This window comes from Thermogemmatispora onikobensis (assembly GCF_001748285.1).
GTDB classification, from domain to species: Bacteria; Chloroflexota; Ktedonobacteria; order Ktedonobacterales; family Ktedonobacteraceae; genus Thermogemmatispora; species Thermogemmatispora onikobensis.
In genome coordinates, this window is record NZ_BDGT01000007.1 from 100,101 (window position 1) to 112,230 (window position 12,130).

Annotated in this window: 12 protein-coding genes; 5 read left to right on the top strand and 7 right to left on the bottom strand. The window is 58.9% G+C overall.

The window, feature by feature from the left end; translation table 11 throughout:
• Positions 1 to 263 precede the first annotated feature (263 nt).
• Entirely contained in the window at positions 264 to 461 is a 198-nt protein-coding gene (locus tag BGC09_RS05185; RefSeq protein WP_052890818.1) for a hypothetical protein, read from the top strand.
• Between the two features lie 192 nt (positions 462 to 653).
• On the opposite strand, the gene BGC09_RS05190 is transcribed toward BGC09_RS05185, so the two are convergent.
• Positions 654 to 1,340: a sigma-70 RNA polymerase sigma factor region 4 domain-containing protein gene (locus BGC09_RS05190; RefSeq protein WP_069802791.1), complete on the bottom strand. Its 687-nt coding sequence runs from the start codon at positions 1,338 to 1,340 to the stop codon at positions 654 to 656.
• A 513-nt stretch (positions 1,341 to 1,853) separates the two neighbouring features.
• On the opposite strand from BGC09_RS05190, the gene BGC09_RS05195 reads away from it, so the two are divergent.
• Both BGC09_RS05195 and BGC09_RS05200 read left to right on the top strand, forming a co-directional pair.
• Positions 1,854 to 2,441, top strand: coding sequence for a hypothetical protein (locus BGC09_RS05195; RefSeq protein ID WP_141727647.1), 588 nt, complete (start codon positions 1,854 to 1,856; stop codon positions 2,439 to 2,441).
• Positions 2,442 to 2,601: 160 nt separating this feature from the next.
• Positions 2,602 to 3,087 carry an NUDIX hydrolase gene (locus BGC09_RS05200; RefSeq protein ID WP_069802795.1) on the top strand — a complete coding sequence of 162 codons (486 nt, stop codon included), beginning with the start codon at positions 2,602 to 2,604 and terminating at the stop codon, positions 3,085 to 3,087.
• A 310-nt stretch (positions 3,088 to 3,397) separates the two neighbouring features.
• On the opposite strand, the gene BGC09_RS05205 is transcribed toward BGC09_RS05200, so the two are convergent.
• On the bottom strand, positions 3,398 to 3,925 hold the full coding sequence (locus BGC09_RS05205; RefSeq protein ID WP_218103966.1) for a hypothetical protein: 528 nt from the start codon (positions 3,923 to 3,925) through the stop codon (positions 3,398 to 3,400).
• Positions 3,926 to 4,418: 493 nt separating this feature from the next.
• Here BGC09_RS05205 and BGC09_RS05210 point away from each other — a divergent pair, with 493 nt between their 5' ends.
• A complete protein-coding gene (locus BGC09_RS05210; RefSeq protein ID WP_069802799.1) occupies positions 4,419 to 7,145 on the top strand; it encodes a tetratricopeptide repeat protein in 2,727 nt (908 codons plus the stop codon).
• Positions 7,146 to 7,197: 52 nt separating this feature from the next.
• Here BGC09_RS05210 and BGC09_RS23370 read toward each other — a convergent pair whose 3' ends face one another.
• Entirely contained in the window at positions 7,198 to 7,326 is a 129-nt protein-coding gene (locus tag BGC09_RS23370) for a hypothetical protein (RefSeq protein WP_275935491.1), read from the bottom strand.
• Positions 7,327 to 8,928: 1,602 nt separating this feature from the next.
• Here BGC09_RS23370 and BGC09_RS05215 point away from each other — a divergent pair.
• Positions 8,929 to 9,111, top strand: a complete 183-nt coding sequence (locus BGC09_RS05215) for a hypothetical protein (RefSeq protein ID WP_069802801.1) — start codon at positions 8,929 to 8,931, stop codon at positions 9,109 to 9,111.
• A 218-nt stretch (positions 9,112 to 9,329) separates the two neighbouring features.
• Here the strand turns inward: BGC09_RS05215 and BGC09_RS05220 are convergent, their stop codons facing one another.
• The 4 genes from BGC09_RS05220 to BGC09_RS22495 form a co-directional block, all read right to left on the bottom strand.
• Complete coding sequence (locus tag BGC09_RS05220; RefSeq protein WP_069802803.1) at positions 9,330 to 9,749, bottom strand: hypothetical protein; 420 nt, start codon at positions 9,747 to 9,749, stop codon at positions 9,330 to 9,332.
• 105 nt (positions 9,750 to 9,854) lie between these two features.
• Positions 9,855 to 10,802: a class I SAM-dependent methyltransferase gene (locus BGC09_RS05225; protein ID WP_069802805.1), complete on the bottom strand. Its 948-nt coding sequence runs from the start codon at positions 10,800 to 10,802 to the stop codon at positions 9,855 to 9,857.
• A 508-nt stretch (positions 10,803 to 11,310) separates the two neighbouring features.
• A complete protein-coding gene (locus tag BGC09_RS05230) occupies positions 11,311 to 11,592 on the bottom strand; it encodes a hypothetical protein (RefSeq protein WP_141727648.1) in 282 nt (93 codons plus the stop codon).
• Positions 11,544 to 12,110 (bottom strand): class I SAM-dependent methyltransferase, encoded by a 567-nt coding sequence (locus BGC09_RS22495; RefSeq protein WP_141727649.1) that lies wholly within the window; start codon positions 12,108 to 12,110, stop codon positions 11,544 to 11,546. Before BGC09_RS22495 ends, BGC09_RS05230 begins: the two co-directional genes overlap by 49 nt.
• Positions 12,111 to 12,130 lie beyond the last annotated feature (20 nt).

Below are 12,130 nucleotides of genomic sequence, written 5' to 3' on the forward strand. Positions count from 1 at the left end.
GGCCTTTGTGCTCCTCTGCTGTCTTGCCACCAGGGTAAGGCTTTTCTTTTGTTTTGGCCGCTGCTCCAAAGGGCCTGCTCCTTCGGTGTGAAGATTGGCGTGGTGGGGTGGTGACGACGTCCTTCTTAGAGAGAGATAGTACTGTTATCCCTCTGACCGGTCAGATGTTGGATTCTGGAATTTCTCTCGGTAGACTCACGAGTGGCGCCAGAGAGAATGTGGTTGATGCACTGGTGAAGCAACAGCACGAAAGGGAGAAAATTATGAAAATCCAGCAATTCAAGTACCTCCACTGCTCAGAGGATCATGAGGAAGGCATTATTCTAGTTGATCCAGAGACCGAGTCGATTCCGGTCACCGATGAGCGTGGGAATGTACTCTATTATTGCATGGGAGGACAGCACGTATTTTCTTCCGATATGAATGGGCTGATCATGCAGAGCCTCCTGGATGACGAGTAAAGCCCAGGTTTTCAGGTCTACAGCAGCAGGGCAAGGGCCAAGAAGACTCATCTCTCACCCATTACAGACGCCACACCACACCCACTTCTGGCCACACAGCCGATGCGCAGGGCTGAGCGTCCGGCCCTGCGCGTCTCTTTTCTGTCTGCGTCCGCTGGCGGTGCCTCCATTGCCGGGTCTGTCTGACTGCACCTATTCGACCCTTAACAGCCAGCGCAGGCGCTCGCGGTTGCGGCGGAGGCGGTCGACCAGATTATGATTCAGGCGGTAGATCTCCTTGATATCGCTGAACTCATCGGCGCAGCGCAGGACGATCTCGCGAGGCTTCAGGCCGCAATAGTAGAGTAAGTAAGCAAGGCGCCGCTCGCGTGCGTGTGGCAGTAGACTCTCGATCGATTCCCAGGTATAGTCGTCTTCCTGATCGCCAGGTTCCTCGGCTTCCTTGTGCAGGGACGGGGTCTCGAAGGGGGTCAGGGAAATCTCCTGCCGGCGTTGATAGCTGCGCAGCACGTCGATGATGACGCCGTGGAGTGTGGCGTGCAAGTAGCTCAGCACGGCCTTCAGACTTGGGAACTCGGGGGGATGTTCCTGTACTGCCTGCCAGAAGCGACTGAAGGTCAAGGCGATATAGTTTTCTTCGGAATCGTGCTGGAGTGCCTGGCTCATGCCGGGGTGGGTACGCAGCCAGAGGCGAATGGTCTCGCTCAGACATTGCTGTAGCAGGGTCCAGGCCTGATCGGTTTGTTGCTCAACTGCGCGGCGAAATAGCTCCAGGCAGTAGCCTCCATCGACTGGCTCGTGCCGGCGCGAGCGCTGCAATTCGAGAATGCAGTAGTTGGCCAGCACTGTAAGATTGAGTTCGCTTAGCGTTTCTTCCATGTTTGTTGTCCCCGCTGTTCTCGCTCAGCAGCCCTACGGTACGATGTGCTTCCCGGGCCAGCAGTTTCTTCCTGGCTGGTTCGGTAAAGTTGGAGGACATACCGTTAATAAACATCTACATATAGAGATCTTCGAAGATGACAATTTCCAGGAGACAATAGCTCATCCTTTACAAGCAAGCATAATAGTACTCACCCCAGGTTTTGAGGAAAGATAGAACGAGGCGGCGCCCCCGGTCCTGCTCTGGTATTCGGCAAGGTAGCGACAGAGCTTTCTTCGAGAATAACCGAATGTGCAAGAGCTTGTCAAGCGAGGGCTGTCTGCAGGAAATAACGCTTTTCTTGCCTGGAGCTATTTGGGGACTACCGGGCCTTGGTAGGATATTGTACTTTAGCAGTATTTTGTGAGAAAATCGTATTATGGTTGGAAGTGTCTGGCGCTCTTGGAACTGAGTCGGGGAGCGTCAATCTGGTTTGGTGATTCTGAGGAAGGAAAGAAGGGTGGAAAAGAGCGATGCGATGGTGGAACCTGTGCCTGGTGCTTTTCTGCTGGGTAGCGAGTCTTGTGCTCTTGAGTGGTTGTGGTAGTGCGGCGCTGCCTGCCTTGCGTGGATCTGGGGGGGGAGTGTCGCCGACGGCGGGTGTGGGCATGAGGCCGAAGATTGTGACCTCTGCTCCTGGGGGGGGAGAGGAGTCGACGCCGACTGCGGCCCCGATTGCGGCTCCTGGGGCCTCGCCAACGGCGACAGTGGCGCCGACCAGGCCGGTGCAGACCTCGATTGTCAGTGTGGCTCTCAGCTTCTACGCTGCTGTCCAGGCCCAAGACTATGCTCGGGCCTATGGTTATCTGGCGAACGATGTGACCATTAATCCCACCGGTGATCGCCCTCAGCCCCTGACCAGGGATCTCTTTGTTCAGACGGCGCGCTCGCTTGACGAGACGATGGGCAAGGTCACGGCTTTTTCGGCTGAGGTCGATGCCGGCAGCCCTGCGCTCATTATCATGACGATTTCCCGCAGCAATCTGGCGGCCTATCATTCGCATTTGGTGTTCAAGGATTTGGGTGGGAGTTGGAAGATTGCCTCGCTTGATAGAATCTAAGCCGGGGTGGCGTCGCTGCTGGTATTCATTGCTAGGACTCAGGCGCTGCTGGCCTCGGGGGAGCAGGTAGGGATGGAAGCAGAGCAAAGCAAGGGCCGGCTGGCTGGCTGAGTGGGGCGCTCGCTGCCCAGATTCTCTCTAGTAAAGGAGCTAGCTGACCTTGTTTCGACCGGTTTTGGCAACGCTCGGCTATATTCTGTCGCCGGATCGTCAGCAGGTGCTGATGATTCAGCGCAACAAGCGTCCTGACGACCTGCATTTTGGTAAGTACAATGGCCTGGGTGGGCGGCTGGAGCCGCATGAGGACATTGTGAGCGGCATGCGGCGTGAGATCCGCGAGGAGTCTGGGCTGGAAGCGGAGGAGCTGGTCCTGCGGGGAACGATCTCCTGGCCGGGGTTTGGGAAGAACGGCGAGGATTGGTTTGGCTTTATTTTCCGCATTGAGCGCTGGTCTGGGCAGCCGCATGCTGGCAACCATGAGGGGACGCTGGTCTGGGTGCCGCTGGCCGAGCTGGAGAAGGTGCCGCTCTGGCCTGGCGACCGCTACTTCCTGTCGATGGTTTTTGATGATGATCCGCGTCCGTTTCATGGCTGCATGCCTTATGCCAGCGGTCAGCCGCAGAGCTGGTCGTATGTGCGGGTCTAGTCTCTCGTCTGGCCTTGTGCTGTTCTGCTGTGTGGGTCAGGCTGGTGCTCTCGGCGGGCTGGTGTAGCTGGAGGAGAGCCGGAAAGAGCCAACAGAAGGCTGCTCACCTTCCCCATCGGTTCGGCGGGGGGCCGAACGCGAGGTGAGCAGCCTTCTGCCTCGGGTCGTCGGGGGAGAAGGGAGAAGTATCTGCTGGGCACCTGGAGGAACTTCGTTCCTCTTCTGGCTGGTGCCTTATCGCTCTTCTCTCCCCAGGGTGGCCAGCGGAGCTGGCGCTGCTGTTAGCTGGGTAGTGAACGAGTGGGGCCGCTCAGGCAACGGTACTAGAGACCGGTGCTGGGGCCGCTTTGAGAATATAGCCAGTCTCCAAGATCGAGACGATGTTGATACCAAAGATGCGCAGCTTGATACGCACGCGCGAGAGTACGTTGCGGATAGGGCGCGTGGCCTGCTCCCAGGTGCCGTCTTCAAGGGCCTTGAGCAGGTTGGCACGACAGCGCTCGATGGTACGCTCGGTAACCTCGCCGTGATAGAAGTGGGCGAAGAGCACCTCGTATGGGCAGTAGTAGGGGTAGGAGTCCAGCAGCGGGCGGAGGACGTTCATTTCGTTATTGGTAAATTGCTGCTGGAGTACCAGGGCTGGTTGTTTGTCAAGATAAGTGAGGCAGGAGAGGGTGCCGAAGGCCGTATTGAGGGCGAGGACATACCCTTCTGGGAGCACGCCATGCAGCGTATAGTGCTTGATGTGCTCGCGATCGTGAATCAGTTTGCGTGCGACGCGGGCCTCTTCTCGGCAGGCGATCATTTGCATGGCGATTCTCCTTGTGCGTTGCTGCATATGACTGACAGTGCTCCCTGACCGGTGGACGCGCGGGCCGGGCCGTTGCATGGTTGGTGTGGCGGCGGCGGCGATCCCTCGCGTTGGTGGCTGGCCGAACACTGGGCCACGGCGTGTGGCCATGCTTACGGGTACGATCCGCTTCTGCTCCTGGTGACTGGCGAGCCGCCAGGTTGCTGGGCTGCGCCAGAATGCAAGCAAATAAGCAAGCGGACAAGTAAGTAAGCACGAGAAAAGAAGAGCACGCAGGGGGCGAGGTCAATGGTAGGGTCCCTGGGGTGAGACGCGCCGTGGTCCTGCGGCGGGTGGCATTGGCCTCACCTGGCGGCGGGGGCCCCGTCCCTGAAAGGGCCTCCACCGTTTCCCTACGTGTTCTTTACTTTATTATGCCGAGTGACCATGTACATCAGAAAGTACTTATGTTATCATTTCCCTAGACATCTTTATCATTTCGAGGGGTTCTCTTCTTTTGGGCGTCGGGGGAGGCCTATCCATGAGCAGCAACCGATCGGTGGAGGAGCCACCGCGGCCCCGCGTGCGTCTCGTGGAGGCTCGCATGAGCCGTGGCTGGTCGCAGCAGGAGGTGGCTGAGCGACTGGGGACGACGCATGTCAATGTGAGCCGCTGGGAGCGCGGGGTGACGAAGCCCAATCCGTATTTTCGACGCAAGTTGTGTCGGCTGTTTGGGTTGACAGAGGAGGAGCTGGACCTGGCGCCCGCTGTGAGCGAGGCGTCGGGGCGGGAGGCGCAGGCAGGAGTGGGGGGTGGAGCGGAGGGGATGGCTGGCGGTGGTGGGCCGGAGCAGGGCGAGCAGGAGCTGCTGCGAGGTGGCCGTGACTCTGGTCCGCTGGGGGAGGTGACGGGCGGGCGTCCGGCTGAGACGATTATTGATCCGATGATTCCTTTGCCGCCGCCGGTGCGCCTGGTGGGACGCGATGCTGAGTTGCAGCGTATTAAGGGGCGTCTTTTTGCCGGTGAGGCGGTGGCTCTGAGCGCTTTGAATGGGTTGCCTGGGGTGGGCAAGACTTCGTTGGCGGTGGCCCTGGCGCATGATCCCGAGGTGCGGGCCTATTTCAAGGATGGCATTCTCTGGGCGGCGCTGGGGCCACGTCCTCATATGACGGGTCTCTTGAGCCGTTGGGGGGCTTTGTTGGGCTTGCCGGCGACGGAGGTGGCCGGGCTGACGAGTCTGGAGGCCTGGGCCAGGGCTTTGCGTACGGCGATCGGGCCGCGGCGGATGCTGCTGGTCATTGATGACGCCTGGCGGATTGAGGAGGCGCTGGCGTTGAAGGTGGGCGGCGCCCAGTGCGCTCATTTGTTGACGACGCGCTTTGCACATGTGGCGACGGAGTTTGCGGTGGAGGGGGCGGCGGCGATCACGGAGTTGGGCGAGGAGGATAGTGTGCAGCTCTTGCGCTTGCTGGCGCCGACGGCGGTGGAGCAGGAGCCGGAGCGCGTGCGGGTTTTGGTGCGGGCGGTTGGCGGGTTGCCGTTGGCCTTGACGTTAATTGGGAATTATTTGCGTAAGGAGAGCTATGCAGGTCAGGTGCGCCGTATTCGGGCGGCGCTGCAGCGGCTGAGCGATGCGCGGGTGAGGCTGGGTTTGACGGAGTCGCGGGGCCCGGTGGAGGTGCATTCGAGCCTGCCAGGCGAGCCGGTGCTGTCGCTGCAGTCGGTGATTGCAGTCTCGGATGAGCAGCTGAGCCAGGCGGCGCGGTCGGCGTTGTATGCGCTCTCGGTTTTTCCGCCGAAGCCGGCGAGCTTTTCGGAGGAGGCGGCCCTGGCGGTGGCGGCCTGTTCGACGGATGAGTTGGATGCGCTGGTGGATGCGGGTTTGCTGGAGAGCAATGGCGGCGATCGCTATTTGTTGCATCAGGTGATTGCGGATTATGCGCGGACGCGCCTGGAGGCCCAGGGTGAGGAGGCGGTGCAGGCCCCTTTTGCCCGCCTGATGGAGTATGCAATCGATTATGCTGAGGAGCATCGGACGGATTACGAGCTGCTGGAGCGGGAGAGTGCGGTGATTGTGGCCGGTCTGGAGGCGGCCTATATGCTGGGACGACAGGCGGAGCTGGTGCGCGGGGCGGTGACGTTTGCGCCGTTCTTGCTGGTGCGGGCCTCGTATGGGGTGGCCGAGCTGTGGCTGCAGCGTGCTCAGGCGGCGGCCCAGGCCCTGGGCGATCAGCACGGGATGACAGGGGTGCTGCTCTACCGCGGGCAGATCGCACTGCGCCAGGGGGATTATGCCGCTGCCGAGGGCTATTCTCAGGAGGGGCTGCAGCTGGCCCGCGCCCTGGGCGATCCCGAGCGTATCTGTGCCCTGCTGACGGATTTGGGAACGGTCTTTTCAAGGCGTGGAATTTATGTGCAGGCTGGAGTCTATCTGCAAGAAGGGCTGCAGATAGCGCGGCAGATCGGTCATAAGGAGCAGATTTGCGAGCTACTGGGCAAGCTTGGGGAGATTGCTGCTCGCCTTGGAGACTATGGCCAAGCCGATGCCTATCTCCAGGAGGGGCTGGCTCTGGCCAGGGAAATTGGAGATCGTGAGCGTATCTGCTTGATGCTGGCTAGCTTGGGTGCTTCTGCCGGAGAGCAGGGGAAGCATCTTCTGGCCAAGGAGTACGCTCAGGAAGCCTTGTCATTGGCCAGGCTCATGAGCCACTTCGAATGGATGAGCCTATTGCTTATCAATTTAGGGGAAGCTGAAACTGAGTTAGGAAACTATGAATTGGCTGATGCGTATTTCGATGAAGCATTGATGCTTGCAAGAAATATAGATCACAAGGAATTAATGTGCGCTATATTTATTAATGAGGCTATAATTAATAGGAGAAGATTTCAGCTTCAAAAGGCTGAAATGCTTCTGAAAGAGGGTTTGATACTAGCACAAGAACTAGGAGTTCCTTATTTTATTTGTCATGTCTTAAATGAATATGGCAATATATATATACAAAGAAATCAGATTGAAGATGCTAGAAAAACTTTTCAGGATATGATGAATACCATACCAGGAGGGGCACAAGATTTGGTAGCCCTTGCTCAGTATGGACTGGCTAGAATAGCGGCATTAGAGGGAAAGAAAGATGAGGCTAAGGAAATGGCTCGAAAAAGTTCAGTAATCTTGCGATCTATAGGACATCGATCTATAGCGGAAATAGAAGATTGGCTTGTGCATCTGGAAGATAATGGCGAAGGGGCTATCGAGACAGGTGAACAATAAGCAGCTTCTGTCACCGGTTTCTCAAGCCCCTTACAGATCTTTCAAGCTTGCTTTAGAGAGGCCACCAGTAAATATTCGGGCTAGCCGCGTGGGTGGCCAGTGGAGTAATCGTCAGAGCCAGAGCGACGACGGCCAGCAGGACGACCAGTGGAACGATCCAGCGCAGATTCTTCTTCAGCATTGTGAAACCTCCCCAATCGAAATCATCAAATAAGTGAGCCTCGGCAAAGTGAACTGCGAACCCTCGCCGAAAGGCGAGGTGAGGAGTATGGCAAACAGGCGTACCTAGTGAGTAAGCGAGCTATGACTGGCCTGCCTGATCCAGGCACTGGCCCGGGTCGGCGGCGGTGGCGCGCGCAGATAGCCCTCCTCGCAGCGGTGGATAGCGTCCAGCCCGGCCTGGTTCGTCCCACGTCCCAGGCTCTCGGCCCCTTTGGCGAACGGAGCTGGATGGGCAGATCAATTGAGCTAAGCTGAGCCGGGGCGGGCAGAAGAGGAGGTAGCTGCCATTGACGGCGACCATCCAAACTGCCCTGTCATGCTGTCGAGACGCATCCTACTGCTTTCCGTAACCTTCGGGCCATTCTGTGGTAATGATGCACTGGCGCTGGCTTACAACTGACTGGTTCAGGCGACTCGACCGACTGATTAACCAACCAACGAACTAACTTACGGCAAGCCCCTGGTTACGTGATGGCCTGACAGACGTGGCTGCAGTCGCGAATGAGAACCGACTGACCTGCTCACCCCGTTTGTTCAGCTGGCTGACCAGGCCCTTTACGGTGAACCTGATCTGAGCTGCCCTTTGGCTGCTCCTGGGCCGCTGGGATGGGGTCCTGTGCCGCCACGGCGCGAGTTGCTGACGACCGACCGCCCCTGCGAGGGGAGCTAGCCGCCGCGCCACCGACGACCGACCTGCAAACTGAGCCACAGCGATGCAATCGTCTAATCTTGTTCAAGGTACCCTGGTCCGAGCGAGCCGGCCATCCCGAGCGGGTGGGGCAGTGCTACAAGCGCTGCACCCTGGATAGCTGGCCCTGACCGACCAGCACGAGCGGTCCTTCTCCTCCCCACCGGTAGATCCGGGCCGCTCAGTCCTTCCTGACAACCTTGGCGTATCGTTTTCCCGATACGCACATCTCTCACACTCGGGAAGATTACCCGAAGATTCGCCAACCTTCAGGAACTCCCTCAAAGAATCCATCGAAAGTACTATCGTCTTCACGAAGAGTCTTGAAGAAGACAGCCTGGTATCACTGCCCGCTCCTTTGGCCTGCCAGGCTGAACGAGAGAGGCGCGGGAGGAGTCGAGGAGGTGTGACCTCAAAGGAGGTTGCTTGCACCCCGGCAAAAAGCCGGCGGTCTGGCCCAATCAGCTATGAATGAGGCGACAGTCTCGCCGTGAACCGGCTCATTGCCGGCTCCCTCTGGGAGCTGCTAGTAGATGCAAAGAGAGAGCGGGCCAGGGTGCTGACTCTCACAGGGACAAAGCTGTGATCTGAGTAGCATTCCAGAGGTGAAGCAATGCGCGTCATCGCCGGGGCATAGTCAGACGAAGCCGCTGGCTAGCGATTGTTCTCTGTCTTATACCGACTGCCTGCACTGTACTCATCAGCGCCGAAGGCGGAGGAGGCGCTAGACCGGGCCAGGCGGCAGTAACCCCTCCCTCGTGGACACACTCGTCGGTTCCCACCCACGACTGCGACTGCACCGCGGCGAAGCGTACCCGTGCCAGTGATCCAGACCTCCTGTCCCAGTGTCTTGCCCAGCAATCCCCCTGGCACATGGGCTGCGATCATGCGCCTGTTGCCTCTGGGAGCCACCAGAGCCTTGTCTACATCTATGACGAGGGTCAGTCGCAGACCCCGGCTTTCCACGATCATCTTGTGCGTGACGATGTCGCCACTGATCAGCGAGTGACCATTACCACTAACAGTATCAAGACACTTTTCAACTTGCCACGCTGAGTACGGATGGTCGTAGCCAGCCACGTATTCTGGTTCTTCGGCTCCTCTCGCGCATAGGGATGACTGGAGAGGACGGGAAAGCTTCTTTGCAGGAAGCTCCCCCGTCCTCTGTTCCCTTCTCCTGCATCGTGCGGTCTCACCTTGTAAGCTTGCCGGAGAGGTCCCGGGCACGGGCAGCGGTGAGCGACCCGCCAGCCCTGTTCGCTCGTGGCCTGACTTCATAATTTTTGCCCATAGGCTGCCACAAAGCAGTAGCAAGTATTTAGAGCATCCCATTCTTTACCAGCCTGCTCTATAATGTTATGGATCTCTTGCTCCTGCATTTTGAAATAGGCAGCGATGGGAGGCGTCATAGCCTTCCAGCCCTCGCGGATGTCCAGAGAGAAGAGGGAGCCGAGGCGACCCGCCCATGCGCTGATTGGGGCATCGATCATGTGGCGCTCGACGTTCAGGACAGCGCGCAGCACATAATGCTGGAAGTCGAGGCGGTTGACCTCGCCCAGGTCCTTGGGAAGCAGGTAGGGCTGTTGGCCCAGATAGCGACGCGAGCTTGTCCGAGATGGGAGTACACTCTCCTCGAGGCCTGTTCGGCGGATAGATGCCGGACACGAGCGGCGTCGAAAGAACCACCAGCGCATAAGGGCTACTCACTCCTTTCTGGTGAAATAGGGCAAGCGCTCGCTCAGTCAGGCTCTGGCATGAGAGCTGCTGAAGCAAGAGGTAGAGCCAGTTGCGAGCCTCCCTCAGCTGCTATAAGGCTTCTGGCCGTAGGCGGCGACGACGTGGTAGCGCGTCTGCAGGGTGTTCCACTCCTGTCCGGCCTGTTCGATGAGGGCCAGGACCTCCTGCTCCGACATCTGGAAGCGGGCGGCAATGAGGGAGCTGATCGCTTTACCGGCCTCGCGCAAATCCAGGGAGAGCAGGGAGCCAACGCGCCCGCCCCAATCGCCCAGTGGAATATCGATGTCCTGGCGATTGACCTGTATCAGCCCGGCCTGATGCAGGAAAGAGTCCAGGGAGCGGAGGACCCCACCCTCGTTGTCGAGGCCACGGAGGGCACCTAGCTGGCCCATGAGATAGAGAAATTGCTGGGTAGCTGGTCCGGCTGGATTGAAATGACTGACATGGGTGCCCGCCTCGACCAACTCGACCCAGCCGCCGGGGACGGTGACGCGCACGAGTTCTCGCACAACATTCGGCCAGGCCGCGAGAGGAATAGCCAGCACGAGCAGGCGTTGATGGACAAAATCGAAGGTCTCGTTCTCAAAGGGGAGGCCCTTCAGGGCATCGCCCTGGACGAAGCGGTAGTTAGCTGGTGGAGTAGTAGCTTTAGCTTTGGCAGGCTCCAGATCGAGGCCGATGACCTCGGCCTGGGGGAATTGCTGAGCGAGTTCAATGGCCCACTGGCCGGTGCCACAGCCAACGTCGAGGATGCTGCGCGGCTGGACGATGGGCGCTAAATAGTTACCACGCAGTGCGGAACGCAGGACATAATGCTGAAAGTCCAGGCGGTTGACCTCGCCCAGGTCTTTGGGGAGCAGATAGGGCTGCTCGTCCAGATAGCGGCGCGAGGCTGGTGAACCTGGCTGGGGTGGCTCGCTGACTGCTGGACGAGGCGCAGGCCGAACAGAGTCAGCAGGTGTGATAGATGCGTTTGTCTCGCGGCGCTGGCGAAAGAACCACCAGGGCATGAGAGATTCCTCCTTGCGGGCAAGTTAATGCTCATACGAGCTAAATAGTACAGCATTGGGCAATGGCTTGTTCATCGCGTGAATGGCCCTGGGCCCTAGGTCACAGCGAAGTCACGGCGTGTCCAGCAGGGCTTTCAGACCTGACGGGCATGGTCAATGATGGCTAGCACTTCCTGCTCAGACCTCTCGAAACGAGCCACACGGAAGCTCTGATTACCTCTCGGGCTTCACTACTCCAGGCGAAAGCTGTCAAGAAACTGAGGCATTCCCGACTTGCTTCAGGAGAGTAGAACAAGCTCCCCTGTGAAGCCGGCTGTGTTGCCTCTGGGGGCGAGCCAGGGGATGAGAGAGTGTGTGTGCTCCCCTCCCACTGGCTGGCTGTACCTGCACAAGCAGGGAGCTGGGTCTTGCATCACCAGGGCAGGCGCTCAGGTCCTGCGACCTGAGCGTATGTGATTCTGTCGAGGAGGCGCCGATCAGTCCCCACTGCCCTCTGATGAGCATGGGTCTAGGTGGTCGGTGGTTTTCTTCCATAAGCAACGGCAAGCCGGTAGCGCGTATCAAAATTCATTAATTCTCTTGTTGCTTCTTCAATCAAATCAGGATCTTCCTGCTCTGGGATCTGGAGGCAGGCGACTATGGCGCTGCTGAGTCCCTTTGAACTCTCCCGGAAATCGAGGGTCAGCAAGGAACCGAGGCGTTCACCCCGCTGGCTCAGAGGCACCTCGAAGCATTGGTATTCTACCCTGGCCAGTCTGGCATCGCGCAGATAGCGGTCGAGGGAACGCATGATGACTCCCTCGGTATCAAGGCCGCGCTGGGCTGCCAGTTGCCCGGCCAGGAAGAGCAGGCGCTGATGGACGAAGTCGAAGGAGTTGTTGTCGAAGGGGAGGCCCTGCAAAATATCTCCCCGAACGAAGCGGTAGTTGGGAGGAGGAGAGGTAGTAGCTTTGACCTGTTCGAGGTCGAGGTCGACGACCTCGGCGTGGGGGAACTGCTGTGGTGGGCGAGTTCGAAGGCCCACTGGCCGGTGCCGCAGCCGACATCGAGGATGCGGCGCGGCTGCTCGATGGGGGCCAGGTAGTTGCCGTGCAGGGCGGCACGCAAGATATAGTGTTGGAAGTCGAGGCGGTTGACCTCGCCCAGGTCCTTGGGGAGCAGATAGGGCTGCTCGTCAAGGTAGTGACGGGAGGCAGCAAAGGATGGCAGGGTTGTCTCATCGTGAGACGGGCTGACCACGGACGGTTTGGGAGCGGTGGCATTGGCGGAAGCGTTCGTTGCGCAGAGGCGGAAGAACCACCAGGGCATGAAACATGGCTCCTTCTAGT